The 21662-nt window shown below is 68.3% G+C and carries 14 protein-coding genes; 7 read left to right on the top strand and 7 right to left on the bottom strand.

What is annotated here, in order from left to right; genetic code table 11:
- Positions 1-31 precede the first annotated feature (31 nt).
- Positions 32-1609: a helicase HerA-like domain-containing protein gene (locus PK98_RS13865; RefSeq protein ID WP_039097741.1), complete on the top strand. Its 1578-nt coding sequence runs from the start codon at positions 32-34 to the stop codon at positions 1607-1609.
- A 32-nt stretch (positions 1610-1641) separates the two neighbouring features.
- On the opposite strand, the gene PK98_RS13860 is transcribed toward PK98_RS13865, so the two are convergent.
- Positions 1642-4338: a M1 family metallopeptidase gene (locus PK98_RS13860; RefSeq protein ID WP_235425520.1), complete on the bottom strand. Its 2697-nt coding sequence runs from the start codon at positions 4336-4338 to the stop codon at positions 1642-1644.
- 110 nt (positions 4339-4448) lie between these two features.
- Here PK98_RS13860 and PK98_RS13855 point away from each other — a divergent pair, with 110 nt between their 5' ends.
- Together PK98_RS13855 and ribA are read left to right on the top strand one after the other, a co-directional pair.
- Positions 4449-5246, top strand: coding sequence for an exodeoxyribonuclease III (locus PK98_RS13855; protein ID WP_039097406.1), 798 nt, complete (start codon positions 4449-4451; stop codon positions 5244-5246).
- Between the two features lie 32 nt (positions 5247-5278).
- On the top strand, positions 5279-6304 hold the full coding sequence (gene ribA, locus PK98_RS13850) for a GTP cyclohydrolase II (RefSeq protein WP_039097405.1): 1026 nt from the start codon (positions 5279-5281) through the stop codon (positions 6302-6304).
- Between the two features lie 21 nt (positions 6305-6325).
- Here ribA and PK98_RS13845 read toward each other — a convergent pair whose 3' ends face one another.
- The gene (locus PK98_RS13845) at positions 6326-7420 is read right to left on the bottom strand and encodes an ATP-binding protein (protein WP_039097404.1); all 1095 of its coding nucleotides are present in this window, start codon (positions 7418-7420) and stop codon (positions 6326-6328) included.
- A gap of 71 nt (positions 7421-7491) precedes the next feature.
- Positions 7492-9279 (bottom strand): DNA helicase RecQ, encoded by a 1788-nt coding sequence (recQ, locus tag PK98_RS13840; protein WP_039097403.1) that lies wholly within the window; start codon positions 9277-9279, stop codon positions 7492-7494.
- Between the two features lie 137 nt (positions 9280-9416).
- On the opposite strand from recQ, the gene PK98_RS13835 reads away from it, so the two are divergent.
- Together PK98_RS13835 and PK98_RS13830 are read left to right on the top strand one after the other, a co-directional pair.
- The gene (locus tag PK98_RS13835; protein WP_039097401.1) at positions 9417-9734 is read left to right on the top strand and encodes a hypothetical protein; all 318 of its coding nucleotides are present in this window, start codon (positions 9417-9419) and stop codon (positions 9732-9734) included.
- Complete coding sequence (locus tag PK98_RS13830) at positions 9735-9914, top strand: hypothetical protein (protein ID WP_039097400.1); 180 nt, start codon at positions 9735-9737, stop codon at positions 9912-9914.
- Between the two features lie 64 nt (positions 9915-9978).
- Here the strand turns inward: PK98_RS13830 and PK98_RS13825 are convergent, their stop codons facing one another.
- From PK98_RS13825 to PK98_RS13810, 4 genes are all read right to left on the bottom strand, one after another.
- On the bottom strand, positions 9979-10221 hold the full coding sequence (locus PK98_RS13825; RefSeq protein WP_052208717.1) for a hypothetical protein: 243 nt from the start codon (positions 10219-10221) through the stop codon (positions 9979-9981).
- 73 nt (positions 10222-10294) lie between these two features.
- Entirely contained in the window at positions 10295-11104 is an 810-nt protein-coding gene (locus tag PK98_RS13820; protein ID WP_039097398.1) for an undecaprenyl-diphosphate phosphatase, read from the bottom strand.
- Between the two features lie 71 nt (positions 11105-11175).
- Positions 11176-13299, bottom strand: coding sequence for a M13 family metallopeptidase (locus PK98_RS13815; protein WP_039097396.1), 2124 nt, complete (start codon positions 13297-13299; stop codon positions 11176-11178).
- A gap of 142 nt (positions 13300-13441) precedes the next feature.
- Complete coding sequence (locus PK98_RS13810; protein ID WP_039097395.1) at positions 13442-15232, bottom strand: ABC transporter transmembrane domain-containing protein; 1791 nt, start codon at positions 15230-15232, stop codon at positions 13442-13444.
- 155 nt (positions 15233-15387) lie between these two features.
- Here PK98_RS13810 and PK98_RS13805 point away from each other — a divergent pair, with 155 nt between their 5' ends.
- Positions 15388-16821 carry a polyhydroxyalkanoate depolymerase gene (locus PK98_RS13805; protein WP_081996292.1) on the top strand — a complete coding sequence of 478 codons (1434 nt, stop codon included), beginning with the start codon at positions 15388-15390 and terminating at the stop codon, positions 16819-16821.
- 202 nt (positions 16822-17023) lie between these two features.
- Positions 17024-21661 (top strand): glutamate synthase large subunit, encoded by a 4638-nt coding sequence (gene gltB, locus PK98_RS13800; RefSeq protein ID WP_039097394.1) that lies wholly within the window; start codon positions 17024-17026, stop codon positions 21659-21661.
- The last annotated feature ends 1 nt before the right edge of the window (position 21662 follow it).

Genomic DNA, 21662 nt, shown 5'->3' with positions numbered 1-21662 from the left:
AGGCATGGCCCCGCAGAAGGAGCGACACAGCATGACGGACAGCATCTTCATCGGCATGGCCGACGGCGGCGAACGGCAGGTGCTGGACCTGTCGCGCGCCAATCGGCACGGGCTGATCGCCGGAGCGACCGGCACCGGCAAGACCGTGACGCTGCAGGGCCTGGCGGAGGATTTCAGCCGCGCGGGTGTGCCGGTGTTCCTGGCCGACGTGAAGGGCGACCTGTCCGGCATCGCCATGCCCGGCAGTACGACGGCGCGCAGCGCCCCGGCGCTGGAGGCGCGCGCGGCCGAGCTCGGCATCGCCGATTACGCCTACGAAGCGGCACCGGCCGTGCTGTGGGACCTGTGGGGCGAACAGGGCCATCCGGTGCGTACCACCATCAGCGAGATGGGGCCGCTGCTGCTCGCCCGCCTGCTGGACCTCAACGATACGCAGGAAGGCGTGCTGAACATCGTGTTCCGCTATGCCGACGAGGAAGGCCTGCTGCTGATCGACATGGCCGACCTGCGGGCGATGCTGGCCCATGCGGCGGACAATGCGAAGGATCTGTCCGCCCGTTACGGCAACGTCACCCGCGCCAGCGTCGGAGCGATCCAGCGGCAGGTGCTTGCCCTGGAATCGCAGGGCGGTGACATGTTCTTCGGCGAACCGGCGCTGGAGATCGAGGACTTCATCGCGCATGACGGACGCGGGCACGGCATTGTCAACGTGCTGGCGGCGGACCGGCTGATGCGCAGCCCGCGCCTGTATGCCACCTTCCTGCTATGGTTGCTGGCCGAGCTGTTCGAGGTGCTGCCCGAAGTTGGCGATCTCGACCGGCCCAAGCTGGTGTTCTTCTTCGACGAGGCGCACCTGCTGTTCACCGATGCGAACCCCGCGCTGCTGCAGACGGTGGAACAGGTCGTGCGGCTGATCCGCTCGAAAGGCGTGGGCGTCTACTTCGTAACGCAGAGCCCGGTGGACATTCCGGAGAAGGTCGCAGGCCAGCTGGGCAACCGGGTACAGCACGCGCTGCGCGCCTTCACCCCGCGCGACCAGAAGGCGATCCGCGCTGCGGCGGAGACCTTCCGCACCAATCCGGCGCTGGACGTGACGACCGCCATCGCGGAACTGAAGGTCGGGGAGGCGCTGGTCTCCACCCTGCTGCCGGATGGCGCGCCATCCATGGTGCAGCGCACGAAGGTGAAGCCGCCGCGCAGCCGGCTGGGCCCCCTCACCGCCGACGAGCGCACAGCGATCCGCGCGGCCAGCCCGATCGGCGGCTGTTACGACCGGCGGGTGGACCGCGACAGCGCAGCGGAGGTGATCGCGCGCAAGGCCGCCGATGCCGCCGCCACGGCGCAGGAGGTCGAGGAACAGGGGCGCGCCACCGTGATGAAACGCGAACGCAAGTCGCCGTCCATCTGGGGCAAGGCGGCGAAAAGCGCGGCAGGCGCAGCCGCCAGTTCCGCCGGGTCGATCGCGGCCGGCACCGTCAGCGGCCGCCGCAGTCGCGCCAATCCGGTGCGCAATGCCGCGACCAGCGGGCTTGGCTCCATCGCCAGCGACCTGATGGGGCCGCTGGCCGGTCGCTTCGTGCGCAACCTGATCGGTGGCCTGATGCGCTGAGGCCCGTCCCCATCAGGGGAGGGGCGCTCCTGTCAGCGTGCCTCCAGCCGCAGCCAGCCGGCGATCTGCTCGCGCATGCGCGGGTTCGCCTCCAGCTGCTGCTCGATGCCGCCGATCACCCGGTCGATCGGTACCTGCTCGTCCGCCGGGGTGGCGGCGCGCAGGGTGCGCAGCTTGCCGAGGATCGCCGGATCCTGCGATGCGGAGGCAAGGCCGGCGAAGTAGCGGGCACGGGCCGAATTATCGACCAGCTTCTCCACCGCCGCGCGGTTCTCGATCGCGAAGTCGTAGGCCAGCTCCGGATGTTCGGTCGCCACTGCGCTGATGATCCGCGCGCTGGAGGTGCCCGCCTCGCCGGACAGCGCCAGGGCCAGCGCACGCCGCGCCAGCGCCTCGTCCGCCACGGCGCCCAGCCGCTGGTAATAGGTCTGCCGCTCCACCGTGCTGGTGGAGGTCGCAGCCAGCTGCGCCAGCCGCTCCCACTGCTGGGGCGTCGCGTTGCGCGCGGTCAGCGACAGCCAGGTGGACTTGAGCGGACCGTCCAGCGCCTTGGGATCGCTCGCCAGGGCGGCGAACAGGCGGTTGCCTTCGGCCAGCACGGTCGGCTCGCCCATATTGCCCAGCGTGGCGATCAGCTCGGACCGCAGGTTGGCCTCCGCCACCGTGTCGGCAGGGCGCTGCTGCCAGCCCATGCGGCGCAGCACCGGCAGGTACTTGGCGATGGCCAGGTTGCGCAGGCGGGTCTTGTCCGCCTCCGTCTCCAGCAGGTCATACGCCGCACCCCAGCGGGATACCGCACTTTCGGTGACGACCGGATTGGCGTCGGCGGGGATCGCGGCCAGCAGGTCCAGCGCCGGGCCGACCGGCTGATAGCCGGCCTGCGCCAGCGACCAGTTGTCGCGCATCAGGCCGAGCTGGTTGATCGGCTGCAGCCGCGCCATGCCGCGGGCCAGTTCCGCAATCATCCGTGCGGAATACAGCGTGCGGAAGTAACCCAGCTGCCCTCCGTTGACGATCACCGGGCCGCAGCCGGGCAACGCCAGGGTGGTCTGCCCCTGCAGCACTTCGCGCACCGGGGCGGCGGTGCCGACCTGCACGTTCAGCGGCACGCGCCAGCGGGTGGGATTGGCCGCCACCGCCTCGCGCCGGTCGCGGCTGAACTCGCCTTGCGTCAGCGACAGGCTGGTGCGGCCGTTGGCGCACGCCGCTTCCGCCATCACCAGCGGCACGCCGGGCTGGCGGGTGAAGTCATGCGCGATGTCGGTCAGCCCGGTGGCACCGGCACCTTCCACCGCGGCCCACAGGTCGTCGCTGACCGTGTTGCCGTACTGATGTTCGGCCATGTAGCCGCGGATGCCCTGGCGCCACACATCCTCGCCCGCGAAGGCTTCCAGCATGGCGATCACCGCCTCGCCCTTCTGGTAGGCGATGGCATCGAAGGCCTGGTTGGTTTCACTGACGGTGCGGATCGGCTGCACTACCGGGTGCGTGCTGACCAGGCTGTCCAGGCTCATGGCCGCTTCACGCCCGCCGACCCGGCTGAGCAGCGCATGCCATTGCGGGTTGAAATGGTCGGTCGCCTTGGTTTCCATCCAGCTGGCGAAACCTTCGTTCAACCACAGATCGTCCCACCAGGCCATGGTGACCAGGTTGCCGAACCACTGGTGCGCCACTTCGTGCGCCTGCGTGGTGTAGAGCTGCTGCCGGCTGGCGGCGCTGGCGACGGCGGGATCTTCCAGCAGGATGCGTTCGAAGGTGAAGACCGCGCCCCAGTTCTCCATCGCGCCGAAGAACTGCGACTCGCCCGGGCCGGCGATATTGTCCAGCTTGGGCAGCGGGTAGTTCACGCCGAAATAGTCGTTGTAGAAGCCGATCATCGGCGCCAGCGTGTCCAGCGCATAGGTGGATTGCGTGCCGCTGCCGGTGGGGGCGACGATGCCGACCTCCACGCCGGCGGCCGCCTGCTTGGCCACCCGCTCGAAATCGCCTAGGCCGAAGAACAGCAGGTAGCTGCTCATCTTGGGGCTGGTACGGAAGGTCACCCGCTTGGTGCCGTTGCCCAGATCCTGCTCGCCGGCGACGGGCATGTTGCTGAGCGCCATCTGGTTCGACGGTACGGTGGCAGCCAGGTCGAAGGTGGCCTTGTAGCTCGGCTCGTCGAACATCGGCGCGAAGCGGCGGGCGTCGGGCGCCTCGAACTGGGTGAACAGGCCGCGCACCTGCTGCCCGGTGCGCTTGTCCGGGTAATCGAGCGCGAACAGCCCGTTTGCCTGCGTGTTGATGATCCCGGCATAGCTCAGGTCCACGCGATAGCGGCCCGGATCGAAGGCACGCGGCGCGGTCAGGGTGACGGTCTGCGCCTGCGGGTCGACGCGGGTGCGCAGCGGGATCGCCGTGCCACTGCCGTCAGCGGGCAGCAGCCGGGCGGAGGAGAAGGTCAGATCGACCGCATGCAGCACCAGCGTGCTGGTCCGCTCGAACACCTCGGTGTCGATGGTGGTCGTGCCTACGAAGCGCAGGTTCGCCGCATCGGGGATCACATCGATCGTGTAATGCAGCGGGCGGGCGGTACGCGGCAGGTCGGTATTGACCGATGCCGGCAGCGGCTGCGTGGTCAGCCCGGCCACGGCTGCAGTGTCAGCCCCGGTCGAGGTGGCGGTGGTGGCGCAGCCAGCCAGCAATGCGGCGGGGGCGATGGAGCACAGGGCAGCGGCGAAAATGCGCTTCAACGGGGAGACTCCGGGCAATCAGTTGCGATTGCAACGGTCATTGGCGCAACCCCCTTTGCCTTGCAAGCGGGGCTCTTGCTGCGTCTGCCGGCTGTCACTAGGTGCACGCCATGGTCACGATCGCCAGCTGGAACATCAACTCCGTCCGTCTGCGCATGCCGCTGGTGGAGCGGCTGCTGCGCGAGGAAGCGCCGGACGTGCTGTGCCTGCAGGAGATCAAGACGGTCGCCGAGCTGTTCCCCGCGGCCGAACTGGCGGCGCTCGGCTACGAACATCAGGTGGTCCACGGACAGAAGGGCTATCACGGAGTGGCCACGGTCAGCCGCATTCCCTTGCGCGAAGTGTCGCGGCACGACTGGCAGGACAATGGCGAGGCGCGCCATGTGGGCGTGGAGCTGCTTGGCCCGCAGGGTCAGGGCATGGTGGTCGAGAATGTCTATGTGCCCGCGGGCGGCGACATTCCCGACCGGACGCAGAACGTGAAGTTCGGGCAGAAGCTGGACTTTCTGGAGCGCATGACCCGCTGGGCCGACACCGTCGACCGGCCGACGCTGATCGTGGGCGACTTCAACATCGCGCCGCTGGAAAGCGACGTCTGGAGCCACAAGCAGCTGCTGAAGGTCGTCAGCCACACGCCGGTCGAGGTGGAGGCGCTTGCCCGCTTCCAGGACGCGCATGGCTGGGCTGATCTCGGCCGGCAGCACATCGCCGCGCCGCAACGCTATTACAGCTGGTGGTCCTATCGTTCGGCCAACTGGCAGACCAACGATCGCGGGCGACGGCTGGACCATATGTGGGCCAGTCCCGAGCTGGCCGCCCAGGCCACCGCGCACCGCGTGCTGGAGCCCGCGCGCGCCTGGGACCGGCCGAGCGACCATGTGCCGCTGGTGACGGAGTTCACGCTCTGACCGCAGGCTCCAGCAGGCGCGCGGCGCAGGCGGTGGATGCGCTGCGCCATGGCTGGCCGCTGCTGCTGCCCGGCGCGCCGCCACTGCTGCCGGTGGAAACCGCGCCGGATGGCTTGGCCGCCGCACCGCGCCTGCTGATAAGCGCCGCCCGCGCCGCCACGCTGAAGCTGGCGAACCAGCGCGACGCGGCCGACCCGCATGCCCCGGTGCTGATCCGCGACATCGCCCCGGTCGAGCTGGTGACCGCGCGGGCGATCGCGGACCCGGTGCTGGACCTGGCGACCCCGCTGAAGGGCCCTTTCGCCAGCGAGCCGCTGCCCTGGGCCGATGCCGCGGCGGCGGCGCTGGAGCTGGCGCGGATCGCCGGCATCCTGCCCGCCTTCCTGGTCGATCCCCTGCCCGCGGGCGAGCCGGTGCCGGTGGCGCCCGCGGATGTCGCCGCGCTGGCCGACCCCGCACGCCTGTTCATCGCCACCCGCACACACCTGCCCGTGGCGCGCGCGGAAGAAGCGCAGATCGTGGTGTTCCGCGCGCCGGACGATCTGCGGGAGCATGTCGCGCTGATCATCGGGCGGCAGAGCAGCGACCGGGTGCCGCTGGTGCGGCTGCATTCCGAATGCCTGACCGGCGATATCCTGGGATCCCTGCGCTGCGATTGCGGGCCGCAGCTGGATGCCGCGCTGGTCGCGATGGCGGACGAGGCGGCGCATGGTGGCTGGGGCGTGCTGCTGTATCTGCGGCAGGAGGGGCGCGGGATCGGCCTGGTCAACAAGATGCGCGCCTACCGCCTGCAGGATCAGGGCTTCGACACGCTGGAGGCGAACAACCGCCTGGGCTTCCCGGCGGAGGCGCGCGATTTCCCCGTCGCTGCGCGGATGCTGGACCTGCTGGGCGCGCCGACCATCCGGCTGCTGACCAACAACCCCGCCAAGGTTGCGGCGCTGGCCACAGCAGGGGTGACGGTGGCGGAGCGGGTGCCGCACCAGCTGCCGGCCAATCCGCACAACCAGCGATACCTGGACACCAAGCGGGACGCAGCGGGCCACCTGCTGGTCTAGGCGCACGGCCGGGCGACAGGCTTACCCCTGTGCTGTCCCGTGCCCCCATTGCGCCGCCAGGATGGCACGCAGAAGATCGGTGTAGCTCCAGCCGTCGGCGCGTGCCGCGATCGCCGACAGGCAATCCTGATCATCGCGGCCGGGGCGGCCCGGACCGGTCATGTTGGGCTTCATGTTCAGGTCGAACAGCTTGAACACGCCGGCGCGATCAGCCCGGCAATCGATACAGATGACGCTGCGGGCATCGACCAGGCCAGCCGCGGCCAAGCACGCCGCCAGCATGCCCGCGACTGCCGGATCACTCAGCCGATCCTTGTCGATGGCGACGCTGTTCGCGGTTACCGGCACATCCCCATTATACGGGGCCACCCCGCCTTGCTGATCGAACCGGTACACCGGTCGCAACGCCCAGCGCGATCCCGCCGGCGTTCCGTCCGGCCGCGGCGAAGCCGGCGGCATGACGGTCACCGTCATCTCGTCGCCATCCAGGAATTCCTCCACCATCAGCATGTCGCCGAACCTGGCCTCCGCGATCAGGGCTGCGGCCGAGGATCGGAGGGCGTCGATGTCACGGACCAGCGTCACCCCCTGACTGCCCCGCCCACGCACGGGTTTGACGATCAGCGGGAAGGTCATGCCACGGTCCGCGCAGGCCTGTTCAAGGTCGGCCAGGGCACAGACACCTGCGCGCGCCGCGCCGGACAGCAGGAAGGATCGGGCGACCGGAAGTCCGGCGTCCGCCAGCAGGCGGTTGGTATCGAACTTGTCGTCGAACGCCTGCATCGCGGCCGGCGACTGCCCCACGATCGCGACCTTCGCCAAGGCGTTTTCCAGCGGGTGTCCGGCGAACAGGACAGTGTTCGCCCACAGGATCCCAGCCCCGGCAGCGATGGCGGCACCGATGCCTTCGGGTGTGTCGGGAAACACCCAGTCCAGGGCACGGGCCGGATCCGGCGCAGGCACCGGCGTAATGACTGCTTCCCCGGCCATGGTCAGCGCATGAGCGATATCCGCTCCGCCATCGGAATAGCCGCCAGGCTTGGCATCCTTGCGCAAGCCATCGATGATCGGCGGTGGCAAAGCCTGGTACAGGATCGCTACGGGCGCTGATGTCATCGGAAATCCTCTGTTGTCGGGGGCCGATCGCAGAACACGCTCTCCACCCGCAAGCAGCCATCCATCACCGGCTAACCGCCGGCGATCACTTGGAGGAAGGCGTCGGCATACAGGTCCAGCTTGCGCTCCCCCACCCCGGCGATCGCGCCCATCTCCGCGCGGCTGCCCGGCCTGGCGGCGGCCATTTCGCGCAGGACGGAATCGTGGAAGATCACGTAAGGCGGCACCTGCGCCGCCTTGGCCAACTCGCGGCGCTTTTCCCGCAGGGCGTCGAACAGCGGATCGTGCGGGTAGTCGGCAGCGGCATCCTGCCCGCGCCGGGTCCGCTTGCGCTCGGTCGCGGCGGGACGGACGATCGCCACCTCCGCCTCGCCCTTCAGGATCGCACGGGCGTCACCGGCCAGCAGCAGGCCGCCATGCTCGTTCGCCACCAGGCTGCCGCGTGCCTGCAACGCGCGGGCGACCGGCTGCAGCATCCGCGCTTCCTCCGCATCGACGATGCCGAACACGCTCAGCTGGTCATGCCCGCGCTGGCGCACCCGGTCGTCATCCGCCCCGGTCAGCACCTTGCCGACATGGCCCAGACCGTAGCTCTGGCCGGTGCGGTAGACCGCCGACAGCAGCTTGCGCGCCAGGTCGGTCGCATCGACCACCCCCGGCGGGGACAGGCAATTGTCGCAATTGCCGCAACTTGCTGGCGGGTCTTCCCCGAAGTGCCGCAGCAGCAGCGCGCGGCGGCAGCCGGGGGCCTCCACCAGCGCGGCGAGCGCATCCAGACGGGTGCGCTCCCCTGCCAATCGCTCGGGCTCGACCTCGCTCAATCGCTGGCGCGCCTGCACGAAGTCGCCGGCGGACCACAGCATGATCGCCTGCGCCGGATCGCCGTCGCGCCCGGCGCGGCCGGTTTCCTGGTAATAGGCCTCGATCGACTTGGGGATGCCCGCATGGGCGACGAAGCGGACGTCCGGCTTGTCGATCCCCATGCCGAAGGCGACGGTGGCGACCATCACCATGTCCTCCGATGCGACGAACGCCGCCTGATGCTCGGCCCGCTGCTCCGGCGACAGGCCCGCGTGATACGGCAGCACGCGGCGGCTGCCCGCCCGGTCCAGCGCGGCAGCGAGATCGTCCACCTTCTTGCGACTGGGCGCATAGATGATGCCGGCGCCGTCCTGTTCGGTCAGCAACTGCTTCAGCTGGCTGCCGCCATTCTGGCGCGGGCGGATCAGGTAGCGGATGTTGGGCCGGTCGAACCCGGACACGATCAGGCCTTCGTCCGGGATGCCCAGCTGCTGCAGGATGTCGGCTCGGGTATGCCCGTCCGCCGTGGCGGTCAGCGCCAGACGGGGCACATCGGGGAAGCCATCCATCAGCGGGCGCATCTGGCGGTAGTCGGGGCGGAAGTCGTGGCCCCACTCGGACACGCAATGCGCCTCGTCCACCGCGAACAGGGCGACGGGTGCGCTGTTCAGCAGGTCGCGGAAATGCGGCTGGCTGGCGCGCTCGGGCGCGACGTAGAGCAGGTCCAGCTCGCCGGCGCGGAACGCGGCCACGGTTGCGGCGCGGTCGGCATCGGCGCTGGTCAGCGCGGCGGCGCGGATGCCGTTCATGCGCGCGCTGCGCAGCTGGTCGTGCATCAGCGCGATCAGCGGGGAGATGACGATGCAGGTGCCCGGCAGCAGCGTGGCCGGCAGCTGGTAGGTCAGCGACTTGCCAGCGCCCGTCGGCATCACCGCCAGAGTGGAGCGGCCGGCCAGCACGCGTTCGACCACCTGGCCCTGCACGCCGCGAAAATGCGGAAAGCCGAAGGTCGTGCGCAGCGCCTGTTCGGCCCGGTCCAGTGTCCCTGCATCATCCATCGCAAGGGTGTCCGTGGCACGGCGCCGGGTCCGGCGGCAAGCGGCAAGGGTGCGCATTACACGAGTTTTCTTGAGGGCCCGGCTGGGCTAAGGCCGGGGCCAAGCCTGATGCAGGCGCTTGAAGAGGACCAAGACCCATGAAGATGATCGCCCTGACCGCCGCAGCCCCGCTGCTGTTCGCGCTGGCCGCCTGCGGCAGTTCCGACGATGCGAGCGAGGATGCGATGGCCGACACCGTGGAGATGCCGGCAGACCAGGCCATGACCGAAGCGCCGATGCCCGCGCCCGATGCCGGCCTGACCACCGCCCCCGCGGTCGAGGCGAACGAGCCGGTAGCGGAACCGGTCGACACCACCGCGGCAGCCGCGGACGCGGCGGCAGAGGCCGTGGCCGACATCGAATCCGAAGCGGCCGCCGCCGAGGCCGCGACCCGCACCGCCGAAAGCAGCATGTAAATGAACGGTGGTGCAGCGCTGCTTCCGGCCGTCATGCTGGCAGCGGCGCTGTGCGGCTGTGGTGCGCCCGACGACCCGCCCGCCCGTCCGGAGGGCGAGGCGCGGACGCTTGAACGGGCCGAAGCGATGCTTCGGGAACGCCCCGAGACGCCGCCGCTCACCGACAGCACCCAGCCATAGAAAAGGCCGGCCCGGATCGCTCCGGACCGGCCTTTTTCCTTGGACCAGTCGTGGTCCGCCCGGCTTAGCGGACGGTGGTCGTCGTCGTGGTCATCGCGCCGTCTTCGGCGGCATCCTCGATGGCGTCGGCGGTGTCGTCCATCGCCTCTTCCTGCGCATCGTTGATCACGCCGGAATCTTCCAGCGCATCCGCGCGATCCTCGATGGCGTCAGCCGTGTCCTCGGCTGCGTTTTCCTGCGCGCTGTCGCAGGCGGCAACGCCCAGGCCCAGCGTGGCGGCAGCGGCGAATGCAATGATCTTCTTCATGAAAAGTCCCCTTCTTGCTTTATGTCAGCAGGCAAAACCGGCGCAGTGGCAAATTGGTTCCGTCCGGTAGCGCTCAACCGAGGGCCAGCCACAGCAGCGTGCCGCCGCCGATCGCGATGCGATACCAGGCGAACGGCGCGAAACCGTAGCGGCTGACATAGGCGACAAAGGCGCGGATCACGACCAGCGCGGTCAGGAACGCGGCGGTGAAGCCGAGCCCGATCTCGCCCCAGCCGATCACCGCGCCGCCGGTGAACAGCGCCGGATCGTCGGCGATCTTCACGGTCGCTGCGCCCAGCATGGTCGGCACCGCCAGGAAGAAGGAAAATTCCGCCGCCGTCTTGCGCCCGACACCCATCGCCAGCGCACCCAGGATGGAGGAGGCAGAGCGGCTGGTGCCGGGGATCATCGCCAGGCACTGCGCGAAACCGATCAGCAGCGCGGTGCGCATCGGCAGCGCGGCGACGCCTTCATCCGGCCCTGGCCGCACGGTGCGTTCCAGCAGCAGGATGGCGATGCCGCCCACCAGCAGCGCCCATGCCACCACCAGCGGGCTTTCCAGCATGGCGCTGATCGCATCCTTGGCCATCAGGCCGATCACCGCCGCCGGCAGGAAGCCCAGCACGATGTTGCGGGCGAAGCGCCAGGCGGTCGCGTCTCGGCGCAGCAGGCCCAGCCCGGTATCCAGGAACAGCTTCCAGTAGGTGACCACCACCGCCAGGATCGCGCCCAGCTGGATCACCACGTTGAATTGCGCCCATTGCCCCGGGTCGAAGCCGAAGAAACTCTGCGCCAGGATCAGGTGCCCGGTGGAGGAGATCGGCAGGAACTCTGCCAGTCCTTCCAGGATACCGAGCAGGATGGCGGTCAGCGTGTTGTCCATGGCGCGAGGCTGTCAGCGGGCAGCACGGCGAAGTCAAGCGCGCCGTGCTGCACCGCACCATCGGCGCAGCCTTACCAGATGTGGACCCGATCCGCAGGCGCCAGGTACAGGTCGTCGCCCGGCTGCACGTTGAACGCCTTGTACCAGTCGTCATTGTTGCGGACGACGCCGTTGACCCGGAACTGTTCGGGACTGTGCGGATCGGTCAGCATCTGCTGGCGCAAGGCGGCATCGCGGCTCATCGACCGCCACACCTGCGCCCAGGACAGGAAGAAGCGCTGGTCGCCGGTCAGTCCGTCGATCACGGGCGCCTCCTTGCCGTCCAGCGACATGCGATAGGCGCGGTAGGCCAGGCTGAGGCCGCCGACATCGCCGATATTCTCGCCCAGCGTCAGCCGGCCGTTCACGCACGGCTCGCCAGCGCCCAGCGGGCAATACTGGTTGTACTGCGCCACCAGCTTGTCGCCCAGCTGCGTGAAACGGGCGAGGTCCGTATCGGCCCACCAGTTGCGCAGCACGCCCTTGCCGTCGCTCTTGGCACCCTGATCGTCGAAGCCGTGGCCCATCTCGTGACCGATGACCGCGCCGATGCCGCCGTAATTGACCGCCGGATCGGCAGACGCGTTGAAGAATGGCGGCTGCAGGATGGCGGCCGGGAACACGATCTCGTTGAACACCGAATTGTAATAGGCGTTCACCGTCTGCGGCAGCATGCCCCATTCGGTACGGTCGACCGGCTGGCCCAGCTTGGCGCGGTCATCCTCCTGCTGCCAGGCCATAGCGCGCACGCGGTTGCCCAGCGCATCGTCACCGCGGATCTCCAGCCCCGGATAGCTCTCGAACGCGTCGGGGTAGCCGATCTTGGGAGTGAAGGCCTCCAGCTTGGCCACCGCCTCGCGCCGGGTCGCCTCCGTCATCCAGTCATTCTCCGACAGGCTGACGGCCAGCGCGCCACGCAGATTGGCGACCAGATCGTCCATCGCCACCTTGCTTTCGGGCGGGAAGTACCGTTCCACATACAAGGCGCCCAGCTGCTCGCCCAGCTGCGCCTCGGTGGCGCCGATGCCCCGCTTCCAGCGCGGGCGCTGCTCCTCCTGCCCGCTCAGCGTCTTGCCGAACATGGCAAAGGCGGCATCGTCGAACCGCTTCGGCAGCACGGACGAGTGGCCGGAGATGAACTGCGCCGCCATGAACGCCTTCAGCGTGGCGAGGTCGGTGCGGGCAAGCAGTTGCATCATCGCCGGCAGGCCGCCGCCGATGGAGTTCAGCTGGTCCGCAGTCAGCCCGGCCTCACGCGTCTCGTCCGCCGTGGGCGGCAGCTGCGATGCAAGAAAGGTGGTCACGTCGGTGAAGCCCGCCGCCTGCAGCACGCTGTTCACCGGGAATTGCGGGGCCAGCGCCGCCAGCTCCGCCCGGGTCAGCTTGTTGTAGGTCAGGTCACGGTTGCGCATCACCGCGCGGTCCCATTCGATCAGGGCCACCTGATGTTCGAAGTCGTACACGGTCCGGGCCGCGGCGTCCGGATCGGCATAGCCCAGCTCGCCGAACACGAATGCCAGATACTCGCGATAGGCGTTCTGGATCTCCGTATTGCGGGGATTGGTGTCGAGGTAATAGTCGCGGCTGGGCAGACCCAGACCGTCGAAGCCGACATCCACGATGTAGCTGTTGGGATCCTTGGGATCGACCCGCACGCCCGCGCCGATCAGGCTGGGGATGCCCGCGACCGGGAAGAGCCGGGCCAGCGCTTCGAGATTGCCGGCGCCGTAGATCTGCTGCAGCATGGGCTGTGCCGGCGCCAGCCCGCGGGCCTCGATCCCGTCGACATCCATGAACGCGGTATAGGCATCGACGATACGCCGCTCGGGCGTGCCGGCGGCGGGGTTGGCCGCGGCGAGATCCTGGACCAGCTTCTCGACATCGGCGGTCGACTTCTCCGCCAGGATGTTGAACGCGCCGAAGCGGCTATATTCCGGCGGGATCGGATTGTCGCGCAGCCAGATGCCGTTGACGTGGGCGTTGAAGTCATCGCCCGGATCGACTGCGGGGTCCAGCAAGGCCGGGTCCACGCCCCAGGTCCCGAAGCTCATGGAAGGGACAGGCGGGCGTTCGGCGGGCGCATCCTGCGACAGTGCGGGAACGGCCAGGGTCAGGGCGGCGGTGGAAACGGAGAGGGCGAGAAGACGACGAAGCATGACAGCCTTTCTGGCAGAATCGACAACGCGCAACGATCGCTTGCGCGGGAAAACAATTTGCACCTGATACTTTTCGCATGAACCTGCACTTAGGCAAGCCCCTGCGGACGCGGACGTACGCCGACGTACGGTATGGCGGCGCTCAGGCGACCGTGCGCTCGTCGAACTGCAGGGCCGCCAGCCGCGCATACAGGCCGCCTGCTGCGGTCAGCTGCGCATGCGTGCCCTGCTCCACGATGCGACCGCCGTCCATCACCACGATCCGGTCGGCCGCACGCACGGTGGCCAGGCGGTGCGCGATGACCAGCGTGGTGCGCCCCTGCATCAGATGCTCCAGCGCGTCCTGCACCAGCCGCTCGCTTTCGGCGTCAAGCGCGCTGGTCGCCTCGTCCAGCAGCAGGATCGGCGCATCACGCAGCAGCGCGCGGGCGATCGCCAGCCGTTGCCGCTGCCCGCCGGACAGGCGCGCGCCGCCCTCGCCCAGATAGGTATCGAGCCCCTGCGGCAGGTCGCGCAGGAAGCCGGCCGCATTGGCCGCCTCTGCCGCCTGCCAGATGTCGGCCTCGTCGGCATCCCAGCGCCCGTAGCGCAGGTTGTCCCGCGCGCTAGCGGCGAACAGCACGCCTTCCTGCGGAACCAGCGCGATGCGTCGGCGCACTTCCTGCGGATCGGCCTGCACCAGCGGCACGCCGTCGACCCGCACGGTGCCGACCTGCGGATCGTAGAACCGTTCGGCCAGCTGGAAGATCGTGGACTTGCCCGCGCCCGACGGGCCGACCAGCGCCACGGTCTCGCCCGGCTCCACCGCCAGATCGAAACCGTGCACCGCGGCGGTTTCCGGCCGGGTAGGATAGCGGAAGGTGACGTTCTGGAACGCGATGCTGCCGCGTGATGCCGCGGGCAGCGCCTGCGGGCGCGACGGGGCGGCCACCGCCGGCACCTCCTGCAACAGCTCGTTCAGCCGCTCGGCCGCGCCGGCGCCGCGCAGCAGGTCGCCATAGACCTCCGTCAGCGCGCCGAAGGCGCCTGCCACCAGCACGCCCGTCAGCACGAATGCGGCAATGGTGCCGCCCGACAGCGTGCCTTCCGCCACCTGCAGCGCCCCGCGCCACATCAGCGCGGTGATGGAGCCGAAGATCACGGCGATGGCGCAGCCGGTCATCACCGCGCGCAGCAGGATCCGGCGTCGCGCAGTGTCGAACGACCGTTCCACCGCATCGGCGAAGCGCGCGGCCTCCCGCGCTTCCTGGTTGAACCCCTGTACGATCTTCATCGCGCCCAGCACCTCGGCTACCTGCGCGCCGATATCGGCCACGCGGTCCTGGCTTTCGCGCGACACGGCCCGCACGCGCCGGCCGAACCAGGCCAGCGGCAGCATCACCAGCGGCACCGCCACCACCAGGATCGCGGTGAGTTCCGGCGCCAGCCACAGCAGGTAGCCGGTGCCGCCGATCACCATGATCAGGTTGCGCAGCGCAATGGAGATGGTGGCCCCCACCACCAGCTCGATCTGCGCGGTATCGGCCGTCATTCGGCTGGCAATCTCCTGCGGGCTGTTCTCCTCGAAGAAGCCGGGCGACAGGCGCAGCAGGTTGGCCTGCACCGCGCGGCGGATATCGGCCACCACCCGTTCGCCCAGCACCGACACGAAATAGTACCGGCAGGCCGTGCCGATCGCCAGCACGCCCACGATCAGCAGCAGGTAGCGGAACCAGCGCCCGATCTCGTCCGGATTTGTGCCGGCGGAAAAGCCGCGATCGATGATCAGGCGGAAGCCGGCGGGGATCGCCAGTGTCGCCGCGGCGGTCGTCAGCAGGGCCAGCCCCGCCAGCGCCATGAACCCCGGATAGGCGGATGCCGTGCGCGCGATCAGGCGCAGCGGGGCGATGTTGGCGGCAGGCGCCACCTCGGTTTTGGTCGGCGATCTGGCCATGGCCGCGGGAACTAGCCTATCGCGCCGAACGATTGAAGGGGCAGAACTCCTGAGTCTTCGGTTTGCTGCAATGCGGCAGACAGCTTATAGGAGATGACAATTATTACCGGCGCATGTGGTCGCAGCCGCCGGAACAGAGATTGAAGGATCAGCCCGTGATCTACCAGGCTTATGAAATGCAGCGTTCCATGCTGGCCGCCGCCAGCAGCTGGGCCGCAATCGGCGCCAACCTGCTGAACAACCCGTCGCTGCCGCTCGGCTATTTCGGCATGGGTCCGGCCGTGGCCAGCGCCCTGCAGGTGTTTGCCGGCTTCTACGAGCACAAGGGCAAGCCCGATTTCGGCATCGACGCCGTGGTGATCGACGACCAGGAATACGACGTGACCGAGACGGTCGTGCTGGAGCAGCCCTATGGCGGCCTGCGGCATTTCCGCCGCGAAGGGCTGCCGGCCGATGCGCCGCGCATGCTGGTGGTCGCGCCGATGAGCGGGCACTACGCCACCTTGCTGCGCGGTACCGTGCGGCGGCTGGTGGAAAACCAGGAGGTGTGGATCACCGACTGGGCCGATGCCAAGATGGTCCCGCTGAGCGCCGGCCGGTTCGATCTCGACACCTATATCGACTACCTGATCGATTTCCTGCGCTTCATCGGCCCCGACACGCATGTGCTGGCCGTATGCCAGCCATCGGTGCCGGCCTTTGCCGCGGCTGCGGTGATGGCGGCGGACAATGATCCGTGCCGCCCAGCCAGCCTGACGCTGATGGGCGGCCCGGTCGACACCCGCGCCAGCCCGACCAGCGTGAACGATGTGGCGGTCACCCGTCCGCTCAGCTGGTTCGAGGACAATGTGATCGCCACCGTCCCGGCCAACTATCCCGGTGCCGGGCGGCCGGTCTATCCGGGCTTCCTGCAGCTGGCCGGGTTCATCTCCATGAACCTGCAATCGCACATGCAGAGCCATTACGAGATGTTCAAGCATCTGACCGCCGGCGACGCGGACAGCGCGGCGGGCACCAAGAACTTCTATGACGAATATCTCAGCGTCTGCGACATGACGGCGGAGTTCTACCTCCAGACCATCGAGCATGTGTTCCAGAAGCACTCCCTGCCCAAGGGCGAATTCGTCCACCACGGCAAGCCGATCGAACCGAACGCCATCCGCGACACCGCACTGCTGGCAATCGAGGGCGAGCGGGACGACATCTCCGGTATCGGCCAGACGCGCGCCGCGCTGGACCTGGCGCCGCATCTGCCGGAGGCGAAGAAGAAGTACCTGCTGGCCGAGGATGTCGGGCATTACGGCATCTTCAACGGCAGCAAGTGGCGCACCCGGATCGCCCCGGTGGTCGAGGAATGGATCCGCGCCAACCACACCGTGTCGGCAGCCGCGCCGCAGACGGTGACAGCTGAACCCGCCGAGCCCGAAGCTGCTGCGCAGGTGACCGGGCCGGTCGTGGCCGAGCCGCAGGTGGCGCAGGTGGCGCAGGCCGATTCCATGGCACCCGCAGCGGTCGAGCAGGAAGTGACCGTGCAGAAGCCTGCCAGCAAGCTGCGCCGGATGCGCCGCAAGGGCACCCACGCGGGATAACGATCGCTCGCACGGCGTGAACGGGGATCTGGCGAACGAAAACATCGCCAGGCACCCTAAAAACTTGCCAAAACATGTTCCTGTGGCCAAGGGGACGGCTCGCGGAATATTCTAGCCGCTCCACCCGGGGTGAGTCGCGTTTCGTTTCCTTTACCGGAACGGGGCGAGGCCTGCCGCCGGGCCAGAACAGGAAGCAAGTGCGTTGACCGAGTATCCTTCTGCCCAGGGCCTCTACGACCCGCGTAACGAGCATGATGCATGTGGTGTGGGCTTCGTGGCGCACATCAAAGGCATCAAGTCGCACGCGATCGTGAGCCAAGCGCTGGAGGTGCTGCACAACCTCGACCATCGCGGTGCCGTGGGCGCCGATCCGCTGCTGGGCGATGGCGCCGGCCTGCTGATGCAGATCCCCGATCCGCTCTATCGCCGCTGGGCCACGCAGCACGGCCTGACCCTGCCGCAGCCGGGCGACTACGCCGTCGCCATGTGCTTCATGCCGCAGGACGAGGCCGCGCGCGAATTCATCACGCAGCAGTTCGAGAAGTTCATCGCCAAGGAAGGGCAGGAGCTGATCGGCTGGCGCGACGTGCCGGTGACGCAGGATGGCCTGGGCAGGGCGGTGCTCGCCTCCATGCCGGTGATCCGGCAATGCTTCATTGGCCGCGGCACCAACTGCGCCGACCAGGACGCGTTCGAGCGCAAGCTGATCGTGATCCGCAAGCAGACGCAGAACCCGCTGGCCGCACTGGCGGAAAAGCACGACATGCCGGCGCTGACGCAGCTCTACATGCCCAGCTTCTCCAGCCGCACGGTGGTGTACAAGGGACTGCTGCTGGCGACGCAGGTGGGCAGCTTCTACGACGACCTGCGTGATCCGGACTGCACCAGCGCGCTGGCCCTGGTGCACCAGCGCTTCTCCACCAACACCTTCCCCAGCTGGAAGCTGGCGCACCCGTTCCGCCTGATCGCCCATAACGGGGAGATCAACACGGTGCGCGGCAACGTGAACTGGATGAATGCCCGCCGGCGCACCATGGAATCGCCGCTGCTGGGCGCCGACCTGGACAAGCTGTGGCCGATCATCCCGCACGGCCAGTCGGACACCGCCTGCCTCGACAACGCGCTGGAGCTGCTGCTGCTGGGCGGCTACTCGCTGGTCCATGCGATGATGATCCTGATGCCGGAGGCATGGGGCAAGAACCCGCAGATGGATCCGCAGCGACGCGCCTTCTACGAATATCACGCCGCCCTGATGGAGCCGTGGGACGGCCCGGCCGCCGTGGCCTTCACCGATGGCCGGCAGATCGGCGCCACGCTGGATCGCAACGGGCTGCGCCCGGCCCGCTTCGTGGTGACGAAGGACGACATCGTGTGCCTGGCATCAGAGAGCGGCGTGCTGCCGTTCGCGGAGGAGGACATCGTGCGCAAGTGGCGGCTGCAGCCCGGCCGCATGCTGCTGATCGACATGGAACAGGGCCGCATCGTCGAGGACGAGGAGCTGAAGGCCCAGCTGTCCGGCGCGGAGCCGTACGAGGAATGGCTGCGCCAGACCCAGTACAAGCTGCAGGACCTGGAAGCGATCGAGATCGATCACGAGGCGGTGCAGACGGACGAAGCCAGCCTCCTGCAGCGGCAGCAGGCCTTCGGCTACACGCAGGAGGACCTGTCCAAGTTCCTGGAGCCAATGGCGATCTCGGCCGACGATCCGATCGGGTCGATGGGCACCGACACGCCGATCGCGGTGCTCAGCCGCCGCAGCCGGCTGCTGTACGATTATTTCAAGCAAAACTTCGCGCAGGTCACCAATCCCCCGATCGACCCGATCCGGGAAGAGCTGGTGATGAGCCTGATGACTATGATCGGCCCGCGCCCCAACCTGCTGGGGCACGATGCCGGCACCCATCGCCGGCTGGAGGTGGACCAGCCGATCCTGACCAACCGCGACATGGAGAAGATCCGCTCGGTCGAAGCGTCGCTGGATGGTGCATTCCGCACGGCCACGATCGACATCACCTGGGATGCGGCCAGCGGTGCCGCCGGCCTGGAACAGGCTTTGAAGGAGATGTGCTGGGCCGCGACGGAGGCGGTGCTGCAGGATCGCAACATCCTGATCCTGTCCGACCGCGCGCAGAGCGAGGACCGCATCGCCATGCCGGCGTTGCTGGCGACAGCGGCGGTGCATCATCACCTGGTACGGCAGGGGCTGCGGATGCAGACCGGCCTGGTAGTGGAAACGGGCGAAGCGCGCGAGGTGCATCACTTCTGCGTGCTGGCGGGCTACGGCGCGGAAGCGATCAACCCCTATCTCGCTTTCGAGACGCTGGAGCAGATCCGCGCCGACCACGTGCCCGAGATCGAGCCTGCCAAGGTTCGCCAGAACTACATCAAGGCGATCGGCAAGGGCATCCTGAAGGTCATGTCCAAGATGGGCATCTCGACCTACCAGTCCTATTGCGGGGCGCAGATCTTCGATGCGATCGGCCTGTCGAGCGCGTTCGTGGACCGTTATTTCAGCGGCACCGCGACCACCATCGAAGGCATCGGCCTGACGCAGGTGGCAGAGGAAGCGGTGCGCCGTCATGCCTCTGCCTATGGTGACAATCCGCTGTACCGCCGGATGCTGGATGTGGGCGGCATCTACCAGTACCGCCTGCGCGGCGAGGAGCACGCCTGGACCCCGGCGAATGTCGCCAACCTGCAGCATGCGGTGCGCGGCAACAGCTGGGAGAACTATGCCGAGTTCGCCCGCTCCATCAACGAGCAGAGCGAGCGGCTGCTGACGATCCGCGGACTGATGCAGCTGAAGAAGGCGGACACCCCGCTGCCGCTGGACGAGGTCGAGCCTGCTGCCGACATCGTGAAGCGGTTCGTGACCGGCGCGATGAGCTACGGCTCGATCAGCTGGGAAGCGCACACCACGCTGGCGGTGGCGATGAACCGCATCGGCGGCAAGTCCAACACCGGCGAAGGCGGAGAAGATCCGCGCCGCTTCGTGGCCCTGGAGAATGGCGACACCATGCGGTCCGCCATCAAGCAGGTCGCGTCCGGCCGGTTCGGCGTGACGACCGAGTACCTGGTCAATGCCGACGACATCCAGATCAAGATGGCGCAGGGTGCGAAGCCCGGCGAAGGCGGGCAGCTGCCCGGCCACAAGGTGGACAAGACCATCGGCGCCACCCGCCATTCCACGCCCGGCGTCGGCCTGATCAGCCCGCCGCCACATCACGACATCTATTCGATCGAGGATCTGGCCCAGCTGATCCACGATCTGAAGAACGTGAACCGGCAGGCGCGCATTTCCGTGAAGCTGGTGTCCGAAGTGGGGGTCGGCACCGTGGCGGCGGGCGTCAGCAAGGCGCGCGCCGACCATGTCACCATCTCCGGCTACGAAGGCGGTACCGGCGCCAGCCCGCTGACCAGCCTGACGCATGCGGGCAGCCCGTGGGAGATCGGCCTGGCGGAAACGCAGCAGACGCTGCTGCTGAACGATCTGCGCAGCCGCATCGTGGTGCAGGTCGATGGCGGCCTGCGCACCGGGCGTGACGTCGCCATCGGCGCGCTGCTGGGCGCGGACGAGTTCGGCTTCGCCACCGCGCCGCTGATCGCGGCCGGCTGCATCATGATGCGCAAGTGCCACCTTAACACCTGCCCGGTGGGCGTAGCGACGCAGAACCCGGAACTGCGCAAGCGGTTCACCGGCCAGCCCGAACACGTCATCAACTACTTCTTCTTCGTGGCGGAGGAGCTGCGCCAGATCATGGCGGAGATGGGCTTCCGCACCGTGCAGGAGATGGTCGGCCGGGCCGACCGGATCGAGCCGGGCAAGGCGCTGAACCACTGGAAGGCCGACGGCGTGGACCTGTCCCGCCTGCTGCACCAGCCGGAGGTGACGGTCGCCACCCTGTTCAACAGCCAGACGCAGGACCACAATCTGGGCGAGGCGCTGGACGTCGAACTGATCGAGGCGGCCATGCCGGCGATCGAGGGCGGGCAGACCGTGGTGCTCGATCGCCCGATCAAGAACGTCCACCGCACGGTCGGCGCGATGCTGTCGGGCGAGATCGCCCGGCGGCACGGCCATGCCGGGCTGGCGGCGGAACAGCTGCGGGTGAACTTTACTGGCGTGGCTGGGCAGAGCTTCGGCGCCTGGACGGTCCATGGCGTCACGCTGGACCTGGTGGGCGATGCCAACGACTATGTCGGCAAGGGCCTGTCAGGCGGCCGGATCATCGTACGCCAGCCGGCCGGCGTGGATCGCGATCCCACGCAGAACATCATCGTCGGCAACACGGTGCTGTACGGCGCGATCGCGGGCGAGGCGTATTTCAACGGTGTCGCCGGCGAGCGTTTCGCCGTGCGCAACTCCGGTGCGATCGCGGTGGTCGAGGGCACGGGCGATCATGGCTGCGAATACATGACCGGCGGCGTGGTGTGCGTGCTAGGCCGCACCGGACGCAACTTCGCGGCCGGCATGTCGGGCGGCGTCGCCTATGTCTATGACGTGGACGGCAGCTTCCGGGATCGCTGCAACATGGCGCAGGTGGAGGTGGAGGCCATCTCCGCCGGCATCGCGCTCGATGCCGAAAACCGGCCGCAGCAGCGCGGTCGCCATGTGGCCGATGCGGGCATGGGCGACATGCTGCGCCACGATGCCGAACGGCTGCGCATTCTGGTGGAGCGGCACAAGCTGCACACCGGATCGCAGCGCGCCACCGAGCTGCTGGACAATTGGGACGCGGCGCTCGCCCGCTTCGTGAAGGTGATGCCGCGCGATTACAGTCAGGCGCTGCGCCTGCTGGAAGCAGAGCGCGCCGAAGCCGCCAGCGTCGCCGCAGAATAGA

It is taken from the genome of Croceibacterium mercuriale (assembly GCF_000802385.1).
GTDB classification, from domain to species: Bacteria; Pseudomonadota; Alphaproteobacteria; order Sphingomonadales; family Sphingomonadaceae; genus Croceibacterium; species Croceibacterium mercuriale.
This window is presented reverse-complemented; position numbering and strand designations above follow the sequence as displayed.

Excerpts from the sequence above, each read along its gene's own strand:
- PK98_RS13865 (WP_039097741.1), top strand. The coding sequence starts at position 32 with ATGACGGACAGCATCTTCATCGGCATGGCCGACGGCGGCGAACGGCAG.
- PK98_RS13855 (WP_039097406.1), top strand. The coding sequence starts at position 4,449 with ATGGTCACGATCGCCAGCTGGAACATCAACTCCGTCCGTCTGCGCATG.
- PK98_RS13845 (WP_039097404.1), bottom strand. The coding sequence starts at position 7,420 with ATGACATCAGCGCCCGTAGCGATCCTGTACCAGGCTTTGCCACCGCCG.
- recQ (WP_039097403.1), bottom strand. The coding sequence starts at position 9,279 with ATGGATGATGCAGGGACACTGGACCGGGCCGAACAGGCGCTGCGCACG.
- PK98_RS13835 (WP_039097401.1), top strand. The coding sequence starts at position 9,417 with ATGAAGATGATCGCCCTGACCGCCGCAGCCCCGCTGCTGTTCGCGCTG.
- PK98_RS13830 (WP_039097400.1), top strand. The coding sequence starts at position 9,735 with ATGAACGGTGGTGCAGCGCTGCTTCCGGCCGTCATGCTGGCAGCGGCG.
- PK98_RS13825 (WP_052208717.1), bottom strand. The coding sequence starts at position 10,221 with ATGAAGAAGATCATTGCATTCGCCGCTGCCGCCACGCTGGGCCTGGGC.
- PK98_RS13820 (WP_039097398.1), bottom strand. The coding sequence starts at position 11,104 with ATGGACAACACGCTGACCGCCATCCTGCTCGGTATCCTGGAAGGACTG.
- PK98_RS13815 (WP_039097396.1), bottom strand. The coding sequence starts at position 13,299 with ATGCTTCGTCGTCTTCTCGCCCTCTCCGTTTCCACCGCCGCCCTGACC.
- PK98_RS13810 (WP_039097395.1), bottom strand. The coding sequence starts at position 15,232 with ATGGCCAGATCGCCGACCAAAACCGAGGTGGCGCCTGCCGCCAACATC.